Source organism: Rhodopila sp., from assembly GCF_965276935.1.
GTDB lineage: Bacteria > Pseudomonadota > Alphaproteobacteria > Acetobacterales > Acetobacteraceae > Rhodopila.
This window is the reverse complement of the sequence record NZ_CBDIBS010000003.1, coordinates 990,087-1,014,031: the sequence shown is the minus strand read 5'-3', so window position 1 is coordinate 1,014,031 and position 23,945 is coordinate 990,087. Positions and strand designations below refer to the sequence as shown.

General features: G+C 64.8%; 24 protein-coding genes. 11 read left to right on the top strand and 13 right to left on the bottom strand.

The genetic code is table 11. The annotated features are described in order from the left end of the window. Positions 1-55 precede the first annotated feature (55 nt). Genes ACQY4S_RS12505 through ACQY4S_RS12495 form a run of 3 tightly spaced genes read right to left on the bottom strand, consistent with a single transcriptional unit; the run spans position 56 to position 824 of the window. The gene (locus ACQY4S_RS12505; RefSeq protein WP_428485532.1) at positions 56-184 is read right to left on the bottom strand and encodes a hypothetical protein; all 129 of its coding nucleotides are present in this window, start codon (positions 182-184) and stop codon (positions 56-58) included. Continuing rightward, on the bottom strand, positions 178-387 hold the full coding sequence (locus ACQY4S_RS12500; protein ID WP_428485531.1) for a hypothetical protein: 210 nt from the start codon (positions 385-387) through the stop codon (positions 178-180). Before ACQY4S_RS12500 ends, ACQY4S_RS12505 begins: the two co-directional genes overlap by 7 nt. 44 nt (positions 388-431) lie before the next feature. Next, entirely contained in the window at positions 432-824 is a 393-nt protein-coding gene (locus tag ACQY4S_RS12495) for a DUF4267 domain-containing protein (protein ID WP_428485530.1), read from the bottom strand. 104 nt (positions 825-928) lie between these two features. On the opposite strand from ACQY4S_RS12495, the gene ACQY4S_RS12490 reads away from it, so the two are divergent. The 4 genes from ACQY4S_RS12490 to ACQY4S_RS12475 all read left to right on the top strand — a co-directional run bounded on the left by ACQY4S_RS12490 (position 929) and on the right by ACQY4S_RS12475 (position 4,182). Next, complete coding sequence (locus ACQY4S_RS12490; RefSeq protein WP_428485529.1) at positions 929-1,507, top strand: TetR/AcrR family transcriptional regulator; 579 nt, start codon at positions 929-931, stop codon at positions 1,505-1,507. Between the two features lie 150 nt (positions 1,508-1,657). Further along, entirely contained in the window at positions 1,658-2,584 is a 927-nt protein-coding gene (locus tag ACQY4S_RS12485) for a 3-keto-5-aminohexanoate cleavage protein (RefSeq protein ID WP_428485528.1), read from the top strand. 51 nt (positions 2,585-2,635) lie between these two features. Further along, entirely contained in the window at positions 2,636-3,766 is a 1,131-nt protein-coding gene (locus ACQY4S_RS12480; protein WP_428485527.1) for a thiolase family protein, read from the top strand. A gap of 14 nt (positions 3,767-3,780) precedes the next feature. Next, positions 3,781-4,182, top strand: coding sequence for a Zn-ribbon domain-containing OB-fold protein (locus tag ACQY4S_RS12475; protein WP_428485526.1), 402 nt, complete (start codon positions 3,781-3,783; stop codon positions 4,180-4,182). Positions 4,183-4,397: 215 nt separating this feature from the next. Here the strand turns inward: ACQY4S_RS12475 and ACQY4S_RS12470 are convergent, their stop codons facing one another. From ACQY4S_RS12470 to ACQY4S_RS12450, 5 genes are all read right to left on the bottom strand, one after another. Beyond that, the gene (locus ACQY4S_RS12470; RefSeq protein WP_428485525.1) at positions 4,398-4,829 is read right to left on the bottom strand and encodes a DUF1810 domain-containing protein; all 432 of its coding nucleotides are present in this window, start codon (positions 4,827-4,829) and stop codon (positions 4,398-4,400) included. A 115-nt stretch (positions 4,830-4,944) separates the two neighbouring features. Then, positions 4,945-5,592, bottom strand: coding sequence for an NUDIX hydrolase (locus ACQY4S_RS12465; RefSeq protein ID WP_428485524.1), 648 nt, complete (start codon positions 5,590-5,592; stop codon positions 4,945-4,947). Between the two features lie 147 nt (positions 5,593-5,739). After that, on the bottom strand, positions 5,740-6,519 hold the full coding sequence (locus ACQY4S_RS12460) for an arginyltransferase (protein WP_428485523.1): 780 nt from the start codon (positions 6,517-6,519) through the stop codon (positions 5,740-5,742). Then, positions 6,516-7,022 (bottom strand): RDD family protein, encoded by a 507-nt coding sequence (locus ACQY4S_RS12455; protein ID WP_428485522.1) that lies wholly within the window; start codon positions 7,020-7,022, stop codon positions 6,516-6,518. The genes ACQY4S_RS12460 and ACQY4S_RS12455 overlap by 4 nt, the downstream gene beginning before the upstream one ends. Further along, positions 7,019-9,304 carry a penicillin acylase family protein gene (locus ACQY4S_RS12450; protein WP_428485521.1) on the bottom strand — a complete coding sequence of 762 codons (2,286 nt, stop codon included), beginning with the start codon at positions 9,302-9,304 and terminating at the stop codon, positions 7,019-7,021. Before ACQY4S_RS12450 ends, ACQY4S_RS12455 begins: the two co-directional genes overlap by 4 nt. Positions 9,305-9,531: 227 nt before the next feature. Here ACQY4S_RS12450 and ACQY4S_RS12445 point away from each other — a divergent pair, with 227 nt between their 5' ends. The 6 genes from ACQY4S_RS12445 to ACQY4S_RS12420 all read left to right on the top strand — a co-directional run bounded on the left by ACQY4S_RS12445 (position 9,532) and on the right by ACQY4S_RS12420 (position 17,027). Further along, positions 9,532-10,014: an Lrp/AsnC family transcriptional regulator gene (locus ACQY4S_RS12445; protein ID WP_428485520.1), complete on the top strand. Its 483-nt coding sequence runs from the start codon at positions 9,532-9,534 to the stop codon at positions 10,012-10,014. Positions 10,015-10,445: 431 nt separating this feature from the next. Further along, positions 10,446-11,585 (top strand): glycosyltransferase, encoded by a 1,140-nt coding sequence (locus tag ACQY4S_RS12440; RefSeq protein WP_428485519.1) that lies wholly within the window; start codon positions 10,446-10,448, stop codon positions 11,583-11,585. Next, entirely contained in the window at positions 11,540-13,021 is a 1,482-nt protein-coding gene (locus ACQY4S_RS12435) for a glycosyltransferase family 39 protein (protein ID WP_428485518.1), read from the top strand. The genes ACQY4S_RS12440 and ACQY4S_RS12435 overlap by 46 nt, the downstream gene beginning before the upstream one ends. A 136-nt stretch (positions 13,022-13,157) precedes the next feature. Further along, positions 13,158-14,420: a cytochrome P450 gene (locus ACQY4S_RS12430; RefSeq protein WP_428485517.1), complete on the top strand. Its 1,263-nt coding sequence runs from the start codon at positions 13,158-13,160 to the stop codon at positions 14,418-14,420. Between the two features lie 17 nt (positions 14,421-14,437). After that, a complete protein-coding gene (locus ACQY4S_RS12425) occupies positions 14,438-15,961 on the top strand; it encodes an acyl-CoA synthetase (protein ID WP_428485516.1) in 1,524 nt (507 codons plus the stop codon). Between the two features lie 37 nt (positions 15,962-15,998). Next, positions 15,999-17,027 carry an alpha/beta fold hydrolase gene (locus ACQY4S_RS12420; protein ID WP_428485515.1) on the top strand — a complete coding sequence of 343 codons (1,029 nt, stop codon included), beginning with the start codon at positions 15,999-16,001 and terminating at the stop codon, positions 17,025-17,027. A gap of 88 nt (positions 17,028-17,115) precedes the next feature. Here the strand turns inward: ACQY4S_RS12420 and ACQY4S_RS12415 are convergent, their stop codons facing one another. Continuing rightward, entirely contained in the window at positions 17,116-17,787 is a 672-nt protein-coding gene (locus ACQY4S_RS12415) for a methyltransferase family protein (RefSeq protein ID WP_428485514.1), read from the bottom strand. Positions 17,788-17,855: 68 nt separating this feature from the next. Next, entirely contained in the window at positions 17,856-18,962 is a 1,107-nt protein-coding gene (locus ACQY4S_RS12410; protein WP_428485513.1) for an NAD(P)/FAD-dependent oxidoreductase, read from the bottom strand. 101 nt (positions 18,963-19,063) lie between these two features. Between ACQY4S_RS12410 and ACQY4S_RS12405 the strand changes: the two genes are divergently transcribed. Next, a complete protein-coding gene (locus ACQY4S_RS12405) occupies positions 19,064-20,137 on the top strand; it encodes an IS4 family transposase (RefSeq protein ID WP_428483734.1) in 1,074 nt (357 codons plus the stop codon). A gap of 525 nt (positions 20,138-20,662) precedes the next feature. Here ACQY4S_RS12405 and ACQY4S_RS12400 read toward each other — a convergent pair. From ACQY4S_RS12400 to ACQY4S_RS12390, 3 genes are all read right to left on the bottom strand, one after another. Beyond that, positions 20,663-21,247 (bottom strand): fasciclin domain-containing protein, encoded by a 585-nt coding sequence (locus ACQY4S_RS12400; protein ID WP_428485512.1) that lies wholly within the window; start codon positions 21,245-21,247, stop codon positions 20,663-20,665. 261 nt (positions 21,248-21,508) lie between these two features. Further along, complete coding sequence (locus ACQY4S_RS12395) at positions 21,509-22,759, bottom strand: hypothetical protein (RefSeq protein ID WP_428485511.1); 1,251 nt, start codon at positions 22,757-22,759, stop codon at positions 21,509-21,511. A 6-nt stretch (positions 22,760-22,765) separates the two neighbouring features. Further along, positions 22,766-23,839 (bottom strand): hypothetical protein, encoded by a 1,074-nt coding sequence (locus tag ACQY4S_RS12390; protein ID WP_428485510.1) that lies wholly within the window; start codon positions 23,837-23,839, stop codon positions 22,766-22,768. Positions 23,840-23,945 lie beyond the last annotated feature (106 nt).

Sequence of the window (23,945 nt, the reverse complement as noted above, 5' to 3'; positions counted from 1 at the left end):
CTGGTCGCCAATGCCCGGACCTGAAACATTCTCTGAAACTCGCTTCGTATAGCGATCAGCCAACGAGCAGCGCGAGATCGAGCGCCGACAGCGCGGTCAGGACGACACTGTGCGCGAAATGACCGTAGTCCTTATACCGAACCACGGTCGCGACGGCCGCGACGCAGATCGCCGCGCCTAGCATAAGGCCCGCAACGCGCGCGGCCGGCATCGCGATAAGCGCAACCACCAGCCCGTCACGAGATTCCACCAGCGCGGGTAGCCCCAGCGAACGAAGTCGTCCTTGATTGCGGCCCAGCCGGCTGCGTTGACGACGCCGGCGCCGAGAAAGACGAGGCTGAGCAGCCAGGCCAGCAGGGTTGCGGCGGAAATGCCGAACAGAGTCATGGGTTGCTCCCGTGCTAAGAGGTCGTGAAGGGATCAAGCGGCGCTCAGGCCATGAGCAGCGCCGCACTGGCGGCCAGGGCGATTGCCGCCGTGGCACCGTGGATGCCAAAGGCCGCAGTGCGAGTTCCGCCGCTGCGCAGGACGATCACCGCATCGCCCACGGGAATAACGCTGGCGGCGGCCATGAAGGCGCCCAGCAGGTGCGGCGCCCGGTTAGCCAGCAGGACCCAGATGAAGATCCCCGAGGCGATGTCGCGCACCCCCTTCGCGTAAAGCCAAGGGTAGGGGCCGGCGACTTGGGTTTGCGCTCCAGGCGGCTCGGCCGGAATGCCGAATCCGGCCGCGGCGGCCTGCGGCACCAAAAGGAAGCGAGCGCCGATGAGGGCGATGCCGACGCCGATCACGCCGGAGACGATGGAAGCGAGGGTGGTGAACATGTGAGGCTTTCCTGTGCCGGGAGCCAATATCTAGCAACGCTAGGAAATATGCCAATGATATTTTATAGCGTTGACAGGCTTTCGAGCGTCAGTAAAACACGCGCATGTCTGTCGCAGACCGCCGCCGCCGCGAACGCGCCAGCCGCCACGATCTAATCATCGCGGCGGCTCGCGATCTTGCCGAGGCCGAGGGGTGGGAGGCGGTGACCACGCGCCGGCTGGCTGACCTCGTGGAGTACAGCCAGCCGGTGCTGTACAGCCATTTCGACGGCAAGGGCGCGATCGTGCGCGCCGTCGCGATCGAGGGATTCGAAGACCTTGCCGCCCAATTGCGCCAGGCGCAGTCGGCTGTTGATGAGCCGGGGCTAGCGTTGCGAGCGGTCTGCAGCGCCTACCTGACATTCGCAGCCGAGCGGCCGGCGCTCTATCAGGCCATGTTCGTGCTGCCGATCGATGTCAAGTTCGCCAGCGAAGACACGCCGTCACCCTTGAAGGCGGCCTTCGGCGAACTGATTAGCGCGCTCAGGCCCTTTGACGCACATCCCGCCCTGCGGGCGGAAATCACCTGGGCTGCGCTGCACGGCCTAGCGGTACTGCGTCGTGGCGACCGCATCCCGCCAGAAGGCCATGAGGCGCGCATCGATCTGCTGGTCAGCCAGATTATCAACGAATGTGCCGGCTGAAGATCCACTTCATCGCTACCGCGCACGGAGGCTACCTGTCCGCTTTCGGCCATTTGCTGACTTGCGAATATGGACACGACCGACGGCCCTGGCCCTACCGGCAAGGCTGCGGCAGAGTCATCTTTGCTCGCATTCAAAGGGGAACCGCCCATGGCCAAGGTCATCATAAGCTGCGCCGTCACCGGCGCGATCCACACTCCCAGCATGTCCGACCACCTGCCAATCACGCCGGAGCAGATCGCCCGGTCGTCAATCGAGGCGGCGGAGGCGGGGGCGGCGATCATCCATCTGCACGCGCGCAACCCGGTGGATGGCTCGCCCACGCCCGATCCGGCTGTCTTCATGAATTTCCTGCCGACGATCAAGCAGAGCACGGACGCGGTGATCAACATCACCACCGGCGGCGGCCTGACCATGACGCTCGAAGAACGCCTCGCCGCGCCGCTGGTGGCACGGCCTGAGATGTGCAGCCTGAACATGGGCAGCATGAACTTCAACATCTCCCGCGCTGGCGACCGGATCAAGACGTGGAAGTTTCCCTGGGAAAAACCCTACCTCGACGCCACCGACAACTTCATCTTCCGCAACACCTTCAAGGACATCGAGGGCATCGTCCAAAAGCTCGGCCGCGCCCACGGCACGCGGTTCGAATTCGAGTGTTACGACATCGGCCACCTGTACAACCTGGCCTACTGCCTGGATCGCGGCATTGTCGAACCGCCGTTGTTCGTGCAGTCGATCTTCGGCATCACCGGCGGCATCGGCGCCGAACCTCGCAACCTGCTGTTCGCCAAGGAAACCGCGGACCGGCTGTTCGGCGACGCTTATGTCTGGTCGGTGCTGGCCGCCGGACGGCACCAGATGGCATTCACCACAATGGCCGGGATAAACGGCGGCAACGTCCGCGTCGGACTGGAAGACAGTCTTTACATCGGCAAGGGCAAGCTCGCGACATCGAACGCCGAGCAGGTAGCGAAGATCCGGCGGATACTGGAGGATCTGAGTCTGGAGATCGCGACGCCAGCGGAAGCGCGAGAGATGCTCAAGCTGAAGGGCGGCGACCGGGTCGGGTTTTGACGGCCTCGCGCCGCACCTGCCGCTGTCTCGTCACGCCAATGGAGGAAACGGATGTTCGACCTGAACGAACTCAAGGACAAGATCGCCGTCATCGGCGTCGGCAACACACGGTACGGCAACTTCCCGGATATTGATGACTACGGCCTTGCGGCGCAGGCGTTCCGCAACGCGGTGAGCGACTGCGGCATCGACAAGAACAAGATCGACGGCCTGCTCGTCTCCCGCATTCCGTACTACGCCCGGATGGGCGAAATCCTCGGCCTGAACCCACGCTGGACCATCACCTTGCCTGGCCATGGACGGATGTCCGGGATGGGCATTATCGAGGCCGCGACCGCCATCGCCGCCGGCCACTGCGATTACGCGGCGTTGCTATACGCGAATATCGGACGCTCGCGGCGGGTGAACTATGGCGGCGACGAAAGCCCCGGCACCTGGGACCCGTGGGGATTCACCTCCCCTGGTGCCGCGCATGCCATGGCATTCCGCCGGCATATGGAGATGTACGGCACCACCACGCGGCAACTCGCGGAAGTTTCAGTCTCGATCCGGTATCATGCCTGCCTGAACCCGCACGCGGTGATGCGCAACCCCATCACGATCGAGGATCACGAGAGCGCCCGTTTCATCACCGCCCCGTTGCGGCTGCTGGATTACTGCCTGATCAACGACGGCGCCGTCTGCCTTATCCTGACATCCAGGGAACGAGCAAAGGACTTCGCCCAGCCGCCGGTGCTGATCTCCGGCATCGGTGCGCGGGAGACGTTCAGCCCGTCCTCGATCGCCAATTTCGACATGGATTTCTGGTATCCGGCGATCAGTGCGGCCGGGAAACAGGCGTATGAGATGGCGGGAGTGACGCAGCAGGATGTCGATGCGTTGATGTGCTATGACAATTTCTCGCCAACGGTGCTGTTCAGCCTGGAGGGCCTGGGCTTCTGCGGCCGTGGCGAGTCAGGCGCGTTCGTCGAGAATGGCGCCTTGAGCCTCGGCGGCCGGCTGCCGGTCAACACCGATGGCGGCCACCTGTCGAACTCCTACATGCAAGGCTGGGCGTTGAACGTCGAGGCGGTCCGCCAACTCCGTGGTGAATGCGGCACCCGACAGATCCCCGATTGCAAGGTTGTGCAGTACGTGCAGGCGACGCCCTGTACGCGCTCGATCATTTACACAAGCGGCTGAGGGAGGAACGTTTCATGAGCTACGACAAGCCACTGCCGCGCCTGGACACACTGAACAAGCCATTTTGGGCAGCGGCGCAGCAAGGTCGGTTCATGCTGCAGCACTGCCCGGCGTGCGGCGACACACGGTTTCCGCCAGGCCCAATTTGCCCAAAGTGTCTGGCGGAGGATCAGACTTGGGTTGAGGCTTCGGGCCGGGGAACGCTCGAGTCCTGGGTCGATATGCACCGGGCATACTGGGACGGATACAAGGATGACCTGCCCTATCGGGTGTGCCTGGTGCGGCTGGCGGAAGGCCCGGTGATCGTCAGCAATCTGGTGGACCGGACGGACAACCTGCGGATGGGCGCGCCAGTCAAGGTGGTGTTCGACGCGGTGACGCAGGATGTGACGTTGCCGAAGTTTACGCTGGTGTGAACGGACCGGAGCGGTCATCCATGATGCGGTTTCGCCCGAGGCGATAGACGTCACGAAGCACGCGAACGGCACTGGCGGTCGACAGCGAGACGTAAGGCGGGAACCAGGCCTGACACCCCGCTCACCGCATGGTTTCGCCACAGCCGACCGTCGGCCATCGAAGCGGGCGGCCGCGCGTCTGGTCGCCCGAGGTATTGGCGGAGAACGCGCGTGGTTTACAACCTCGCGAGCGTCGCCGCGTCGGACTTGCCGTCAAAGAACGTCCGCAACGCCGTGCGGAAAATTTCGTCATCCGCCGATGCTTTGGCGAATAAGGTCATACTGGAGTGAAATTTCATATCGTCGGGGCTACCAAGCATCTGCTGCACCGTCCGGCCCTTGACCACGGTCACCAGCCTGGTGGTCTCCCTCAGCCTGGCGCCGAGGATGGGGTGATCCAGGAAAACCCTCGCTTCTTGCAGCGACGAAATCGCATACCTACGGCTCATCGCACTGCTGCCGAGGCCGCCAATCTGCGGAAAGATGAACCACATCCAGTGCGTTCGCTTCTGGCCAGCCGATAATTCGGAAAGTACCGTCGCGTAGACGGGATTCTGGGCATCGACAAAACGTTGCAGATCAAACGGGTCGGATGCCTCGGTGACCATGGCGATTTCGCTCCATACCTTTGATACCGACGGCCATGCGCTTCGCCGATCGACACGCTCGCCTGAACGTCACGCCCCGCCCGCGGTTTGACACGACGATCGCACCTTGGGACGCTCAATCAAACTCGGTCGCCAGTCTCGGTTCGCGTCGATGAGCAAACATCCGGCCGATGTGATGCGCCGACGTCCGCCGCAGCGACAGATCGCACGGCACGTCGGTTTCCGCGAACCACCCGACTTCGCTTGTCTCCAGGCTGGTCGCCGCGGTGCCGCCCTCCAGCGCGCAGACAAAGAACATCCGTACCACGGAAAACGCTGTCGGCGGCTGCGCCTGCCTGGCCCGGTCCCACACCGCGGCGAGTTTCACGGCACGCACTTGGTAGCCGGATTCCTCGAACACTTCCCGCACCACCGACTGTGCCGGCGTCTGGTTTACGTCCGCCCAGCCGCCCGGCAAGGTCCAGCGGTTATCATCCTCGACCTCCCGCACCATCAGGATGCGCCCGGCGGTGTCGAACACCGCTGCGCGCACGCCGACTTTGGGGGTGGCGTAGCCGGTCTCGGCGTCGAACAGGCGCTCGATCCGGCTGATGTTCGCCGCGGTGTGCGCGGCCATGATCCGGGCGGACAGCCGGCGCAAAGCGGCAAAGCGATCCCGGTCATAGGGGTCTTTGCTGAATGCCAACCCGGTCTGGGCGATCGCCTGGATTTCCCGGCTCCAGATCAGCCAGTCGGGATCTTCCGTTCCTGCCACCGCTATCATCGCCGGAGACGCTTTCGCCAACCTTTGCTCGAACAATCAGGGACGAATGGCAGGCTCACTCCACCCTCGCGCGTTCGGCGGCTCGATCATGTCCGACAAGAAATGACCATGCCTGCCACAACCACCAGCGGCGGTGCGACAAGGATCTCAATCCGCCGACACCGTCATCAGCCTGACGTCGGCGGGTTCCCGTCCACTGATCTCCGCCTCCGTCAGCACCCGCCAAATCCCGCCGACGAGCACCTCGCTCGGCTTGAAACGGGCTTTGTAGGCCATCTTCCGGCTCTCCGGCACCCAGTAGCCGAGGTACACATAAGGCAACCGCAAGGACCGCGCCTGTTCGATCAGCCATAGCACGGCGTAGGTGCCGAGCGACTGCCTTTCCAGGCCGGGGGCGAAGAAGCTGTAGACGGCGGAGAGGCCATCGCCCAGCTTGTCGCCCAGGCAGGCGCTCACCAGCCGGTCCTGAGCATCGCGGAATTCGATAATGAACGTCTCGATCGGCGTATCCTCGACCATCGCGCGGTAGTCGTAGAAACTCATGCTCGCCATGTCGCCGTCGCCATGGCGCGCCTGCTGGTAGCGCTGGAACAACTGGAACTGTTCCGCGGTCGCGCGCGCCGGCACGCGGTAGCCATCCAGCCCCGCGTTCGCCCGGCCGATCTTGCGCAGTGTGCGATCCGGTTGAAACTGCTCCACCGGGATGCGGATTGGCACGCAGGCCTGGCAGGCTGGGCACACCGGCGCATAGGCGATGTTGTGGCTGCGGCGGAAACCGGCGCGGGACAGCCGGTCGTGCAAGGCCTCCGACTCCGGTCCGGCGATTTCGGTTACAACCTTGCGCTCGGTGCGACCCGCCACATACGGGCAGGGCAGGGGGGCCGTCGTGTAGAAGAACTGCGGCCGGCGCGGAGGCTTATAGGTCATGGGGCGAACGTTCCACCACCTATGTTCCAGCCTGCGCCCGGCGCGGTCAACGCCTCCATTGCCCGCACCCGCACGACCACCAGCCCGCTCACAAGGTCGTGCAGTGTGCGGTGGCGCGTGGTGAACAGCGCGATGATGAGCAAAAGGCCAGATGTGGCCAGCGTCAGATAGAACACCACGGTAAAGACCAGGGCTTGCAACCCGGTCGGCGGACCCAGGTCGAAGTTCCGCCGCACCGTCAGGCCGAGCATCTGCTGCCCAGGCGTGGCGCTGGCCGAACCGAGCAGGGACAGCAGGTGATAACAGAACGGCACGAAGGGCAGGATGGCCAGGGCGCCGAAGCCCAGGCCAAAGGTCAGCATGCCGAACAGCACCAGGATCCACCACATCACCCAGACCAGCACCACGATCAGCACGACATCGATCATCCAGCCCAGGAAGCGGCGCAACAGCGCCCCGCCCACCAGAGAATCGTCGTCCAGGTAAGGTCCGGCGTAACTCATGGCGTCAGTTGAATCGTCCCCGTGGTTCGGGCCGCGACCGGCCCTAGCAGGATCGTAGCACCGTCACGCCATCGCGTGACAAAATCTCTTGCATGGCTGCTGAACGGATTGCCCGATTGGCCGGGCGTGATCATGAACAGGCTGCGATCCAGATCGGCCAGATCATAGACACCGCGATACGATGCGCCATGCACCGACTGCAACTGCGCGTCCGTCCCGCCGCGCCCGACTGTATCGTCATCGCCGCCGCTGGGAATACTGATCGTCGTCAGGTTTCCCAATACCGGAACATTGCGCAGGATCGGGTGCGCGAAAATCGCCTGGTGCGCCTCGCCCCAGCGCCAGGCGGCCGGGTCGTCGCCGAAACGCGCGCGTAATGCCGTCACCGCCGAGTCCAGGGACTCCCGCAGCAGCGGCGCGCAATCACCGTCGCACCAGTGCACGCCGGCTGGCGACAGCACGAAAGCGACGAAATCGGCGACCGGTGCGCCCAGGCCGTGCTCGATACGCGCGTGCCGCAGCAGCGCATTGTAGAACGCATCCGTCCAGGCGTTGAAGATTAGCGGCTGCGGCAGGTTCATCGCCGCCGACCCATCCCAGCCCTTGAGCAATCCCAGTGCCACCGCCGATGGGCCGCTGACCCCAGGTACCGCCAGCAACTCGGGCAGCACCTGGCGGGCGAAGGTGTCGACGAAGTCCACCTGCATCGCCGCGAAATCGGCTGGCGTTTGCCGATCGGAGCGATCGAGCATCTTCCTGATCCGGCGCGCGCGCCAATCGCCGAACGTGTCTCGGCCCATGAACACCGGAAAGTCCGGTCCGGCCAAGGGCTCGTTCGCGTTCACCAGCCGTCCGCTGGCCGGGGCGACATCGTGTGGCAACTGTTTGCCTGCGGCCCAGCCGATCCAGTCATGCGAGCCATCGCCCGCCACCGGCGCCGATCCGTCACCGGCCTTGCGAAGCGGCACCCGCCCGGTAACGAACAGCCCGATGGTCTGCCGGTCGGCGACCAGAAGGTTCTGCGCTGGCGAGCTGATTTCCGCCGCTGCCACGCCGGCTTGTTGCACGCTCTCGGCGCGGTTCAGCGCCAGCAATCCGGCGGCGGCGGTATCGCCCGGCTGCAGGTTGCCCATCGCCACCGCCATGATCGGACTGTTCGGGTTGTCCAGGTCGCTGATCACCGGGCCATGCCGGGTTTCCCGAACCGTCAGCACCTGGTCCGGCTGGCCGCGGACGGCAATCCGTTCCTCCCGCACCGTGAACGGCCTGGGTCCGTCCGGCGTCTGATAGGTGCCCTCGCCGGCCGGTGTTTCGATGAAGATATCCTGCACGTCGGCACCGGTGGTGGTGAAGGTCCAGGCGATCTTGCCGTTGTGCCCCAGCACCAGGAACGGCACGCCGGGCGCGGTGGCACCAGCCAGTACCCGCCCCGGCAGGTCGATCCGCGCCAGGTACCAGATGCCGGGAAAGCTGAACGCCAGATGCGGATCGCCGGCCAGCAGCGGCGCGCCGGTCGCCGTATGCCGCCCATCCACCGCCCACTCGTTTGAAGCCGATTGCGGCAGCGTGTAAGGCCCTGGGAAACGCGGCAGCACCGCCGCCAGGCGTGACGCCGCGGCGGCAAATCCCGGCATCGCCATCGCCGATGGACCAGACACGCCGGTCTCCCGCGGCCAAAGCTGGTCGAGCATCACCGGCGAAATCTTTCCCGCCAGCGCCTGGCGCGACAGCTCCTGCCGCCAATTCATCGACAGCCACAACCCCATGGTCTTGGCCCATAGCAGGCTGTCGGCCGGCTGCCACGGCTCCGGCTCGCCCAGCACCAGGAACTCTGGTGCGGCAAAGCGGCCCTTGAGCTTGATCCAGGCGTTCACGCCGTGCGCATAGGCCTGCAGCATTGCCCGCGTATCGTCGGGCAGGGCGGCCAGGTCGGCCACCGCATGCCGGCGCAGGCCCAGGGTGCGCATCATGCGATCGATCCGCAGCGTTGCCGGCCCGGCGATCTCCGACAATCGTCCGGATGCCGCGCGCCGCATCAGCTCCATCTGGAACAGTCGATCCCTGGCATGCAAGAAGCCCAGCGCCGTCGCGGCATCCAGTTCGGACGTGGCTTGGATCCGCGGCACCATGTCGGCGTCGAAGGTGATGCCGACCGGACCGGTCAGGCCAGGGATCCTGGCGGTCCGGCTCGCCCACGGGATGGCGCCTGGAATGGTCAGCCAGATTGCGCCGACGACCAGGGCAGCGAGCAGCAGGACAACAACCCCGATCGTTGCCAGCACGCGCCGAATGCCTCGAATCACGGGATTCATGATTGGCAGCGTGACCGGACGGGAGCCGAATGGGAAGTGACGGGATCATGCCGCATCATGTCGCGCTGGCGCCGCGGCAAAACGGATGGGTCGCGCGGCCGGTCGGACGAAGGTTCAAATATTACGCCTTGCGGGTGCGGGCTGATGCGATAAATTCACATCCCTGCCTACATTGGAAACGTCTGTTCAAAAAGACCATGAAGCCGCCCAACCCGGATATGCCTGTCACGCTGGATGCCATCGACCGCCAGATCCTGTCCGCTCTACAGGAAGATGGCCGCATGACCAATGTTGATCTGTCGAAACGCACTGGGATCTCCGCCCCACCTTGCCTGCGTCGGGTACGCGTGCTGGAGGAAGCCGGCGTCATTCGCGGTTATCACGCCGATACCGATCCCCATAAGCTGGGCTGGGAAATCACCTTCTTTGCCATCGTCGGGCTGGAAAGCCAGAAGGAAGTCGTGCTGTCGGCGTTCGAACAACTCGTCGGCGGCTGGGCGGAGGTGCGGGAGTGCCATATGATCCGTGGCGGCGGCGATTTTCTGCTGCGGTTGGTGGCGCGCGACACGGCGCATGAGAACCAGTTGACCCAGCAACTGACCGGCTCCCCCGCGGTCAGCCGCGTGCAAACCTTGCAGACAATCCGTACCAGCCGCAGTGAGGCAGGCGTCCCGCTCTAGTGTCCTGCGTCAGGAGTTCGCCATAGTTGGCGAACTCCTGACACCAGCCACTAGGTCTTTGTTTTCAGTGGCCTGCTTATCCCCTCCGTCCGTCATAAGATATGACGATCTTCGGGGGCAGGACACTAATGTCGATCGCGGAAGCAACTGATTGGCTACGTCGCCGTATGTAAAAGTGGCGGCCTCTGCTAATCCGGCTGACCTCGATCCGCGCGCGGTCAAATAACCCCCCGCTTCGACATTTGACGCTGATCACCACATGCGCCCGGTGAGCTTTGAGACTGACAACATGTCACAGGAGCATTCTTCTGTTGCTCCGTTCTTCTTCATGAATTGCACACGACCGTGATGACTATGGATGCCGCTTGGCAATTTGTCTTGACGGCAAATACCGGTCTTGTATCTCCTGCGCCGCACCCGAATGGAACCAGATGGCCGAAATCAAAAGCCTGGCTGAACGACCGATGTCGGTGCGATCCGCCAGCACCCCGGTCCTGAGCGTGATCGTTCCATGTTTCAACGAGCGCCCGAACGTCGTGCCGATGATCACCAAGCTCGATGCGGCCCTGGCCGGCATTGCCTGGGAAGTCATCTATGTCGACGACAACAGTCCCGACGGCACGACGCAGGAGGTGCGGCGAATGGCCCAGCAGGACCCGCGCGTGCGCTGCATCCGCCGCATCGGACGGCGCGGCCTGGCCTCGGCGGTGATCGAGGGGGCGCTGTCTTCCTCGGCCGATTTCATCGCGGTGATCGACGGCGACCTGCAGCACGACGAAACCCGGCTGCCGGTGATGCTGCGGGCGCTGCAGGCCGGCGATTACGACCTCGCTGTCGCCAGCCGCCATGTCGCCGGCGGCGACAACCAGGGCCTTGGCGGCCGCTGGCGGCATATGATCTCGGACGGCGGGATCAGGCTGGCGCAGTCCTTCATGCCGGTGCGCCTGAACGACCCCATGAGCGGCTTCTTCATGCTGCCCCGCCCGCTGTTCGAGGACCTCGCCAAAGGCCTCAATGGCCAGGGCTTCAAGATCCTGCTCGATCTCGTCCTCAGCAGTCCGGCCCCGCTGCGGGTGCTGGAAGTCCCCGCCCGGTTCCGCGAGCGCGTGGCAGGGGAAAGCAAGCTGGACGCGCTGGTGATGATGCAGTTCGCTGGCCTGCTGCTGGACAAGGTGTTCGGCGGCTTGCTGCCGCTGCGCTTCTTCTCCTTCGGCCTTGTCGGCCTGCTCGGCGTCATCGTCAACCTTTTCGTTCTTGCCTTGCTGCACCATTTCACCGGCCTGGGTTTCGAAACCGACCAGACCATTGGCACGGTGATCGCCATGGTATTCAACTTTCAGCTCAACAACGCGATCACCTATCGCGACCAGCGCCTAAAGGGGCCGCGGCTGTGGCGCGGCCTGCTGTTGTTCATGGTGGTCTGCGGCTTTGGCGCGGTCGCCAATATCGGCATTGCCGGGGCGCTGTATCAACAGCACACAACCTGGAAGTTCGCCGGCGCCATCGGCGCGGTGATCGGCGTCGTGTGGAACTACGCAGTGTCCGCGACACTGGTGTGGCGCGCGAGGTGATCCGCCTCGCCGCCGTCATGGCGGCGGTGACGGTGGCGAGGCTGGTTGTTGCCGCCACGGTGCCGCTGGCGCCGGACGAGACCTATTACTGGGTTTGGTCGCACGCCCTGGCGCCTGGTTTCCTGGATCACCCGCCAATGGTCGCGCTGTGGATCAAGGCCGGCACCACGTTGTTCGGGCAGACGCCCTTGGGTGTCCGTCTGTTGGGACCGCTGTCCGCCGCCCTGGCGTCATGGTTCCTGTTCGACGCCGCCCGTCGCCTGTTTCCGTGGCAATTGGCCGGCCCTGCCGCAGTCCTGCTGCTGAACGCAACGCTGCTGCTAGGCGTGGGAACAGTGGTCATGACCCCGGACTCGCCGCTGCTGTTCTTCTGGACCGCGACGCTATGGGCGATGGTGCGGCTGCTCGGGGGCGGTTCGGCCGCATGGTGGCTGGCGGCCGGGCTGTTCGCCGGGCTGGCGCTGGACAGCAAATATACCGGGCTGTTCCTATGCGCCGGGATCGGCCTCTGGCTTCTGCTGGTGCCGTCGGCGCGGCTCTGGCTGCGGCGGTGGCAACCCTGGGCCGCGGCGGGATGCGGCATCGCGCTGTTCGTGCCGGTGTTGTGGTGGAACGCGGCGCATGGCTGGGCCGGGTTCGTCAAGCAGGGCGACCGGGTCGGCGATTGGCAGCCGATCCGGGCGGCCGGCTTCCTGGCGGAACTGGTGGGTGGGCAGATCGGCCTGGTGACCCCCTGGATCTGGGTTCTGTGCATGATCGGGCTTGTCGTGGCGGTGAGCCGAAGCTGGACGTGGCGGGAGCCGCGGTGGTCGCTGCTGGCCGCGCTGTCGCTGCCCCCGGTGCTGGTGTTCCTAGAACACGCGGTCGGCGACCGGGTCCAGGGCAACTGGCCGGCCATTATCTATCCCGCCCTAGCGCTCGCGGCGGCTGGCTGGCTGACACCGCGGCGGAACACGGCCTGGATTGGCGCCTCGGCACTCGGCTTCGGCATCACCGCCATCGTCTACCTTCAGGCCACACTGGGTCTGATCCCGCTGCCGCCCCGCTTTGATCCCATCGCGCTGCGCCTGGCCGGCTGGGGCGCGTTTGCCCGTGATGTGGACGCGGCGCGGGTTCAGGCCGGAGCGGTCTACGTCGCGGCCGACGGCTACGCGACGGATAGCGAACTGGCATGGTGGCTGCCGGCGAGCGTGCCGGTGGTCGGGACGGATAAGCGCTGGGCGCTGACCGATCTGCCGCCGGCGCGGATCGCCGGACGTAGCGGGCTGCTGCTCCGCGACGCACGCCGAACCGGCCCGCCCGATCCGGCCATCTGGCAACAGGCGGAGCGAATTGCAACGCTATCACGTCCCGGTGCCGTGGCGAAGTTCGCGGTGTATCGGGTAACGGCCGACGCCGCCCCACCGGTCGCGGTTGCCTTGCCGCGCCGATCCTGACGGCTTCAGACTTCGCGCAGGGCGCTTTCCATCGACGCCAACATCTGCGTTATATTTGCCTTTGGTGGGACCGGTCCAAGAAGTGCGGCCCACCGTTGCCTGGACGGAGCAACGTTCGGACCCAGGGAGGCAAACCATGAACGCACCGGTGCAACCCGACCCGCGACCCGACGCCTATGCCACGCCGATCGAGCGGATCGATGTCAGCGATCCGCATCTCTACCAGGACGACACATGGCGGCCGTGGTTCGAACGGCTGCGCCGGGAGGATCCGGTCCATTGGTGCGAGAACGGCATGTATGGCGCCTTCTGGTCGGTAACCCGTTATCGCGACATCATGGCGGTCGATACCAACCACACCGCGTTCTCATCCGATGCACTGTTGGGCGGCATCGTGCTGCGCGATCTGCCGATGGACTTCCGCCGGCCCAGCTTCATCTCGACGGACCCGCCAAAGCACGACGCGCAGCGCAAGATCGTGGCACCCATCGTCGCGCCGATGAACCTGCGGAACCTGTCGGGCACCATTCGCGAACGCGCCGGCCGCATCCTGGACACCCTGCCGCGCGGCGAAACCTTCGACTGGGTTGATCGCGTCTCGGTCGAACTGACCACGCAGATGCTGGCGACCTTGTTCGATGTCCCGTTCGAGGAACGGCGGATGCTGACCGACTGGTCCAACGTCGCCACGGTGAACACCCGCGCCGGCACCGAGATCGACTCGGAAGCCAAGCGCAATGCGGTGCTGGACCAGGCGGTCGCCTACTTCACCGACCTCTGGCATCAGCGGGCGGGGCAGCCGCCACGGCCTGATCTGATCTCGATGCTGGCGCACGGCGAGGCGACGCGCGACCTGCCGTCACGCCCGCACGAGTTCATGGGCAACCTGTTGTTGCTGATTGTTGGTGGCAATGACACGACGCGCAACTCGATTTCCGGCGGCCTGCTGGCGCTTAATCAGTTTCCCGACCAGTACCGCAAGTTGCGCGCCAATCCCGCCCTGGTCACCGGCATGGTGCCGGAGACCATCCGCTGGCAGACGCCGGTCATCCACATGCGGCGCACCGCCCTGGCGGATACCGAGGTCGCCGGCAAGACCATCCGCCGCGGTCAGAAGGTCGCCATGTGGTACCTGTCGGGCAACCGTGACGAGGATGCCATCGAGCGGCCGGACGACTTCATCATCGACCGCGCCCGCCCGCGCCAGCATCTGTCCTTCGGCTTCGGCATCCATCGCTGCGTCGGCAACCGGCTGGCGGAGATGCAGTTGACGATCCTGTGGGAGGAAATCCTCAAGCGCGACTGGCCGATGATTGAGGTCGTCGGTGAGCCGACACGCGTCTACTCCAATCTGCTGCGCTCGATCAGTGCCTTGCCGGTGCGTATTCCCGCCGCCTGATCCGCAGGAGATTGGCTATGTCCCTTCCATACTACGACTGCATCGCGCATCACGCCATGCGGCAGCCGCGGTCGCTGGCGGCGGTCGATCTGGCGACTGGACGACGCCATACCTACCAGGATCTCGACGACCGGATAACCCGGCTGGCGGCTTGCCTGCGATCTCAGTACGACATCACACCCACCGACCGTATCGCCGTGCTGTCGCCGAACAGCATTGATACGTTCGAGGTGCAGTTCGCCTGCGGTCGCATCGGCGCGGTCTTCGTGCCGCTGAACTGGCGGCTGGCAAACCCCGAGCTGCGCACGATCCTGGCCGACTGCGCGCCGGCCGTGCTCGTCTTCGATCCGGAATTCGCCGAACGGGCGCGGGAACTGGCGCAGGACACAGGCATCGGCCGGCTGTTGTCGTTCGGTCCGGCATTCGAGCGGATCGCCCTGGAGGGCCCGCGGGATGTCCATTCGGCCGAACCGGTGGCGGCGACGCTGGATGACATATCGACGATCCTTTATACCTCCGGCACGACCGGGCGGCCCAAGGGTGCCGTCATCACGCACGGGATGAACTTCTGGAACACCGTCCACAGTATCAGCTTGTGCGGCGTCGCCCGCTCCAGCGTGTTCCTGGGCCTGCTGCCGCTGTTCCACACCGGCGGGCTGAACGTGTTTTCCTATCCCGTGTTCCAGGTTGGCGGCACCGTCATGATCATGCGGAACTTCGATGCCGGCGAGGCGCTGCGGCTGATCGACGATCCCGCGCTGGGGGTGACGCATATGTTCGGCGTCCCGGCCAACTACCAGTTCATGGCGCAGCATCCGCGCTTTCGGGACACCGACATGAGCCGGCTGGTGTTCGCCGGCGTCGGCGGCGCCCCGACGCCGGATGCCATCCTGCGCATTTGGCAGGAACAGGGCGCGATCCTGCAGCAGGGCTACGGCATGACCGAGACCAGCCCGCTGGTCCTGGTGCTGGACAAGCAGGACGCAGTGCGCAAGATCGGGTCGGCTGGCAAGCCGGTGCTGCACGTGCGGATGCGCGTGGTCGGCGACGACGGCACCGACGCGCCGCCCGGCATCATCGGCGAGTTATGGGTAAAAGGCCCCAACATCACCAAGGGCTACTGGAACCAGCCGGAGGTGACCGCCGCCGCCTTCACCGATGGCTGGCTGCATACCGGCGACGCCGCCCTGGTCGATGATGAGGGCTACTATTTCATCGTCGACCGCTGGAAGGACATGTACATCTCTGGCGGCGAGAACGTCTATCCGGCGGAAGTCGAGAATGTGCTGTATCAAAACGATCTGATCGCCGAAGCCGCGGTCATCGGCGTGCCGGACGAGCGATGGGGCGAAGTCGGACGCGCGGTCGTCGTAGTGAAACCCGGTCATTGCTTAAGCGAGACAGAAGTGGTCGCGCATTGCGCCGCCAACCTGGCGCGCTACAAGCTGCCGCATTCCGTGGTGTTCACCGACGCTCTGCCGCGCAATGCGACCGGCAAGGTGCACAAGCCAACGCTGCGCCAGCGGTTTGGCGGGCCATGAGCCGACCGCAAGAACGCTGGCCCCTGAAGGATTGCTGATGACATTCCCGATCACTGAACACGTCGTCGAAACCGACCGCCACACGACGTTCTACCTGGCCTGCGGGCCGGCCGACGCGACGCCGCTGATCTTCGTGCATGGTTGGCCGGAGCTGTCCATCAGTTGGCGGCATCAGCTTCCGGTCTTCGCGGATCTTGGTTTTCGCTGCATCGCACCGGACATGCGCGGCTACGGTCGCTCCGGCGTCTATGCGAGGCACCAGGACTACGCGCTGGAACACAGCGTCCGAGACATGATCGAGCTGCTGGCTGCCCTCGGCCGCGACAAGGCGGTGTGGGTGGGTCACGACTGGGGCACCCCAGTTGTCTGGAGCCTGGCCAGCCATCATCCCAATCGTTGCTTTGGCGTTGCGAACATGTGCGTGCCTTATGTGCCTGCAGGGTTCGCACCGGCCAACCTTATTCCGCTGGTTGACCGCAAGGTTTATCCCGAGGCGGACTTCCCGGCCGGCCAATGGGACTACCAGCTCTTCTACCAATCGCATTTCGAGCAGGTTCGACAGGTTTTTGAAACGAATATCCCCGCCACGGTCAAAGCCTTGTTCCGCAAGGGCAGCCCCGCGGGCAGGGGCCAGCCCTCACGCACCGCGCTGGTGCGGCGCGACGGCGGCTGGTTTGGGGGCGCCGGGCAGGCCCCGGATGTGCCGATGGATGCCGATGTGCTGACGCAGGCGGATCTGAACCACTATGTCACCGCGCTTGAACGCAATGGGTTCTTCGGACCTGACTCCTGGTATATGAATGCTGATCGCAATGGCGCCTATGCGGCGGCCGCCGGCAATGGTGGGCGGCTCCAAATGCCCGTCCTGTTCCTCCATGGCGCCTATGACTACACGTGCGAAACCATCGATTCGCGGCTCGCCGAACCGATGCGGGCGTCATGCGCTGATCTGGCCGAACGGGTGGTGCGCTCCGGTCATTGGATGGCGCAGGAGGCGCCGGTCGCTGTGAATGCCGCGCTGGCACGCTTCCTGGCGGTCAAGCTGCCGGATGTCTGGTGCGATTGAATGTCCGCGGCTGAGTTCAAGTGGCGGGTTCTGTGGTTGGAGCCTTGCGCAGCCGCCAGCCCCGCGCGGTATCAGATACCGCCGCCTTTCACCACAGCCCAGGAATCAGTCGGAACCTCACCCGCTTTGTATAGTCATCATAGCCAGCTAGCGCGTCACGCAGCATTCGTTCCTCGCCCACTGCCCGCACCCCCAGGCCAACGGTAAACAGCGGAACCGCAATCAGGCCCCACCAGGAGCCGAGCAGCAGCGGCATACCGGCGAAGTAGGGAATGGTAGCGGCATACATCGGGTGGCGTACGATCCGATAAGGCCCCTCGCTTACCACCCGTTGCCCCCGCTCGGCCTGCACCCGTACTTGGGGCACGGCAAAGCTGTTGAAGCGGAAGGTCTGCCAGACGGCAACCATGCTCAGCCCGATCAACAAGCCGCCCGCCATCTGTGCCCAAAGCGGCACATGCGACCATCTGAAGCGGCGCGCATCGAAGGCTATCACCACCGCCCAGGAAATAACCGCGACGACAGCCAACGACATGAAAATGCGGTCCCATGGTTTTTGATCGCGCTGCACCGGCAAGCTAAGCCGCAGACGAAGCAGCGCCGGATCGTGACGCGCCAGCCAGACGGTCATCGCGGTGGAGCAGGTTGCGAACTCGCCGAGGAACATCCAGCCTTGCGGCCAGCGCCAATCGCCGGCGGCAAGGAACAGGATCACCCCCATCATCGCGAGCCGACCCGCCGCCTGGATCAACGGCTGCATGATCACCGGTTCATCTTGAGCGTCAACCGACGGACGTCCGTGCCCGGCGCCCGCACCAGCGCGCCTTCCTATCCCGTCCGCGATACCTCCAGCACATGGTCGGCGAGCGCCAGCGATGCGGTCAGTCCTGGGCTTTCAATTCCGAACAGGTTGATCAGCCCCGCCACGCCATGTGTCTGCGGCCCCTGGACAACGAAATCCTGCCCCGCCGCACCTTTTGCAACGATCTTTGGCCGGATGCCCGAATATCCCGGCTGCAGCGCCCCATCCTTCAACCCCGGCCAATAGGTCCGCACCGCCGCATAGAAGCTGTCCGAGCGCGACGGATCGACCGTGTAGTCGATCGAGTCGATCCACTCCACATCCGGGCCGAACCGCGCCTGCCCACCCAGATCCACCGTCAGATGCACGCCCAGGCCGCCGGGCACCGGCACCGGATAGATCAGCCGCGAGAACGGCGACCGCCCCGACAGAGTGAAGTAATTTCCTTTCGCATAGTACGCCGTCGGCACCCGATCGCTCGGCATGCCCGCGATCCGGCCGGCCAGACCCGGCGCATGCAGCCCAGCCGAGTTCACCAGCACGCGGCACCGCAGTGTCATCGGGTCGGCGCCGCCGACATCGATCTCGATCTGCCGGCCAGCCACGCGGCCGCTCAGCACCGGACTGTGGAAGACAGGGACTGCCCCCGCATTCTCGGCGTCGCCCAGCAAGGCAACCATATAGGTGTGACTGTCGATGATGCCGGTGGTGGGGGAGAGCAGGGCGCTGGTGCAAGACAGGTTTGGCTCCAGCGCAATTGCCTCGGACGCGGTGAGCACCCGCATGCCCTCGACGCCATTGGCCTCCGCCCGCTGCTTGATCCCAGCCAGCAGCGCGTCTTCCCGCGTGTTGGTTGCCGCGATCAGCTTGCCGCAGTTGCGGTGCGGCACGCCTTTTTCCGCGCAATACTCATACAGCCGCCGCCGCCCGGCGACGCAGGACTGCGCCATCAGGCTGTTGGCGGGATAGTAGATCCCGGCGTGGATCACCTCGCTGTTGCGCGACGACGTCTCGGTGCCGATCCCCTCCGCCGCCTCCAGGAGAATGACCTCCCGTCCCGCCAGCGCCAGCGCCCTTGCCACCGCCAGTCCGACAACCCCGGCACCCGCCACCACGCAATCGACTGTCTCCACGCCTGTTTCCTCCTGGGGTTGAGGGGAGCAAGCCGGGGGCAGCGCCCCATAAGCGCTAGGATAGGATTGACACGGCACGTTTTGGCGTGATTCCGGGGCAGATGCAAACCGCATTGTTTCATCTGGATCATTGGCCAAGCGTCGTCGGCCACGTCTCTTCGCTGATTGATCTGGAGGTCAGCGCCCGGACGCACAAAGCCCTGGTGCGCAAACGTGGCGTGCGCAGCGCGGCCGACCTGCTGCATCTGGCTCTCCTCTACGGCCCCGGCAGGCTATCGCTGCGTGCGGTCGCCAGCCATGCCACCGAAGCCGGGATTGCCGATCTCTGTGACGTCTCGCTGCTGGATCGATTGCGCAATTCGGGTGATTTCCTGGCTGATGTGCTGGACCGGCTGCTGGCGGATCGTCGCGGCGACACGCCAATGGAGGGGCGCCTGCAACTCAACCTGGTGGATGGCTCCACGGTCTCGATCCCGGGCAGTAAAGGCAGTGACTGGCGGCTTCACGCGCGCTATGAACCGGCGCGCGGCTGTTTTACCGATCTTGCGATGACCAAGGCCGCCACGGCCGAAGCGCTCAGTTGCGTGGCGGTGCGGCCCGGTGATGTTCTGGTGCAGGATCGTGGCTATGCGCGGGTGCGCAACTTTGCCCATGCCCACGCCAACCAGGCGGACTTCATCACCCGGATCGGCTGGCGCTCGGTGAACGTGTTCGATGCGTCGCGGCAGGCCTTTGATCTGGTCGCGGCGCTGTCCGACAACGGCCCGTCGGTGGTGGAACACGCCGTGTCAATCGGCGCCGGCCGCGCCCCGGTGCGCGCGCGCCTGATCATCGCGCGCAAGCCGCCCGAGGCGACCGAGCGCCAGCACAAGAGGCTGCACCGCAAGGCCAGTCGCAAGGGCCACAAGACCGATCCGCGCACCCTGAGGGCGGCTGGATACATGATGCTGCTGACCTCGCTGTCGCCAGAACAGGCGACAGCGGCGGAGGTCGTGCGGCTCTACCGCATGCGCTGGCAGGTGGAACTCGCGTTCAAACGACTGAAAAGCCTGGGCGGCTTTGCGGCGTTGCAAGCAAGCGATCCCAAGCTCGCGCGCAGTTGGCTGCTCGCTCATCTCATCGCCGCCGTGCTGATCGAGACTTCGCTGGGCGAGGATCTCGGCTTTCCCCCCTGAGCCAACATCTGGCCGTGCAACCCGTCACGCCAGCCTTTGGCGGGTTTGGCAATCCAACCACCGCCGTCTGCAAGTGGCTCTGTTCGCACAACCCCGAAGACGCCGCAGCCTGGCGACCCGCAGAACGGCACGCAGGCGGCTGGCCGAGCCGCCCAGAAAGCGCCGCTGCCAAGACAAAGACGCTAAAAATGCCTTATCCTAGCGCTTATGGGGCGGAGCCCCTCGACCCCGCCAAGGGCGGATGCCCTTGGAACCCGTCAATCAAAGCGTCTCGGAAACCGACACGATCGCCCTGCTTCCCGAACGCCTTATTCAATGGTTCCAAGGGGCGTCGCCTCTTGGCGGGTCCAGGGCAGCGCCCTGGCCTTCCTTCGCCGCAGGCCCTTAGCCTCAGGCGAACCGGGAGTCCAGACAGGCAAATCACGATGACCGAGGCTGGCGGCCCGACAATTGGAAGCCAGCCCCTGCCATGCGGCAGAACTCTTGCAGACGGTGCGGCGGGACCAGCGTCCCGCCATCCGGAAATCAGTTTGGCAGAACCACGCTGTTGATGACGTGGATCACACCATTGGATTGCTTGACATTCGGAATCGTAACTTCGGCAACGCCGCTTTTTTCGCCAAGCACGAAAAGTTTCGTTCCATCCTGACTTATCGTGAGCGGCTCACCTTCGACTGTCTTCAGCATCGCCTTGCCGCCGCCGGCTTTCACCATCTTCATCAGATCAGCAGCGGTATAGTCCCCTGCCACCACATGATAAGTCAGGATCTTCGCGAGCATCGCCTTGTTTTCCGGCTTCAGCAATGTATCGACCGTGCCGGGGGGAAGCTTCGCGAATGCCTCGTTTGTCGGGGCAAACACCGTGAACGGGCCCTTGCCCTCCAATGTCTCGACCAGGCCGGCGGCCTTGACAGCGGCCACAAGCGTAGTGTGGTCCTTGGAGTTGACAGCATTCTCGATAATGTTCTTCGTCGGGTACATTGGTGCGCCGCCGACCATCACGGTATCCGATGGCATCGAGGCGTTCGGTGCTTGGGCGCTGGCCGGCACCGCCGCGAGCGCACTTGCACCCATGCCAATCAACACCAAGGCAAAAAGACGATTTGACATCAAGGCTTCTCCTGGATAACGGATTGCAGGCTAGACGGAACTTCTTACGCGCGCCTTTCGAATTCGGATCAATCGGATTGCGCAGCATTACGCCGATGCTTGAACATGACGTTGGTATGCCGAATGAAAGGCAAGCGCGATCAGCGGCAAAACCGTCACGGCCCGTTCGGGAAGCAATCAATGCATCCGCCGCCGCCGAAGGAAATATCGTGCGTCACGCCCCGCGCTGCGCGGCTTGACCTCGGGCCAGCGCAGGCTGCCTCAGGAACGCGCTTGATCCAGCATCTCCAGCGCCGCGTCCGATCCGATCAGTATTTCCATCAGCCGTACCTGGTCAGTGAGCTCTAGCCCGCCATCGTTCGAACAGGCTCGCACTTGATCGGCCGCCTGCGCCAGAAGCTTATCGTAGGTCGAGCCGCCGCTGATGGTGCGTGCCTCCGCCTCCAGCGCACGCAGGCCTCGAGCCGTCGCTTCCAGGTCAGCGAGCGCGGCGGCGCTGGGCTGAGCCGACAGCTCGCGCAGCGGGATCAGCAGTTGTTCATTCAGACCCGTGCTGAAGCGTGCCTTGCAGTCGGTATCCAGCCGTTGCCGCAGACCCCGCACCTGATTGCGCCGAACCTGGGGCGCATTGTCCTGGCCCAGTTCATTCAGAAGTGCCGCGATGCGAGCCGCCGTGGCGCCGGATTCCGCCAGTGTGGCGGCAGCCACCAACGACTCGGCGCCTTCAGTGGCATCAAACTGCGCCAGCAGCAACGCAGCGGCCTGATCGGTCGCAGCCTTGATGGCGGCCGCCTTGCTACCCGATTCAATCACGTACAACAGCCGAACCGACGTCGGCAGGCGGGTCAGCAGCAGCGTGGTCAGCATCGGCAACGCGGTCGGGTCCATCGCTGAAACCTGGCGCACCATCGCCTCGACGACCTTGCGGTTGGGCGGCAGCAGCCCTTGCGCGGTTTCAGCGCACAGTGAATCCAGTGCCGAGGCCTGGCTCAGCAGAGCGGCAAGCCGGCGGGCCAGATCGCGGTAGACCTGGGTTCCGAGACCGGTCTGCTGCCAGACGACCGGCACGTCGGACGCCGCCAGGATCACAGCAGCCTCCGGCCACAGCATCGTGCCCAAAGCCGAGATCAGGTCGGTCTGGTCGGTCCCTCGGTCATGCACCGCCCGTTTGATCGAGGCCGCCTTGTCGCCTAGCGCCATCTCGACCACTTCCGCCATTGGCGAAATGACAGTCCGCGGAATCGTACAGTGGACCGGCTTCCAGTGTGCTGGGCCAACGATCAAGGGATCCAGCGGCAGGAACAGCAGCCGAGCCAGCCGCAGCGGCCGGGCGGGACGCATTTCGCACAGACGATGGCGGACCGATGCGATCAGATCATCGGCCGCGCCACGCGCCGCCATTGCGTCGACCGTCGCCACGATCCGCATGATCCGGGCGTCATCGGCATCGGCGACACCGCGGCTGAGTGCGCGGATCGACGGGTCGCGGCTCTGGATGCCTGGCTCTGCCATGTCAGGTCACAGACTCAAGGCACGCAGCTTCTCGTTTCGCCCGATCAGCGTGAAGGCGCCGCCGCCGGTGCGCCATCCGTCATTCTGGCAGGTCACCCGGCAGGCGGGATCCAGAGCCTCCCGCGGGAGTGGTGTCGGGCTCCATTCCATCGCCTCGCATGGCAGGGCCGGGACCAGTTGCGCCATTTCCAGCAATGCCGCCCGCCGCACCATGTTGGTTTTGGCGGATCGCCAAAGCAGGCAGATTTGCTCCCAGCCGTCCAGGACCCACTCCGCGCGTGTCACCAACGCGGTCACCCGCGCCGGGTTGACAATCCAAAGGCTCAGCAACTTTATCGGATCCGAGAGCAGGGCGCGCGTGGCGGTCAACATGCCGCGTCCGCAGGGCAGAGTGATATCCATGGAGGCGATGACCGAGCGGCCCAACCTTGTGCCGTCGGTTTCCTCGCCGACCTGGAATGACCGAGCCATGTCATCCCGTGTGTCTTCCAGGCGCTCGATCAGGCGCGCGACACGCGACTTTGTATCGTCCGCCGCCACGCCGAGCGGCGCGAAGACCGCACCCAGTCCCGCCAGTGCGTCGCCAAGTTGCGGACCGGACCGGCCGAAAGACGGCCCCAGCCGGTGCAATACCGCGCTGGCCCTGCGATCGAGTTCCGCCGACCGGTCGGCGAATGACCTTATTTTCAGGCCATGCGGCTCCACCTGCTCCACCAGGGTGGTCAACAGCAGGAACTCGGCCCACAGCCGCTGCGACCGATCGGTGCTGAAAGCGGTCTCGGCAGCGGCGCGGGCCTCCGATCCCGCCAATCCCTCGCGCGCGACATCCCAGGCGGCGCCGCGCATCGACGACGGGTCCAGCAGGGTCAGGTGAGCGATGCGCTGAAGCAGCACGGTGTCGTGGACGGTTGGACGGTATCGTTCCCGCACCCTGGCCGGGTGCAGGATATAGACGCCACGGCCGCCGGACGGATTGGGCACCACCAGTTCAAGGCCGGCCGACCCCGAGTCGCGAATGCGGGTTCCAGCCAGCAGCGGCGCGGTAAAAGGCACCGCGACGCCACGTTCCCGAAAAGTCATCGGGTAGTGGGATTCGATCAGGGGTGCATTCTGCGAGGCCACCCGTGTAGGCTAGACGCTGAAGATGAATGAAACGTTACTGCACGAGCAATTTGTTCACGCGCCG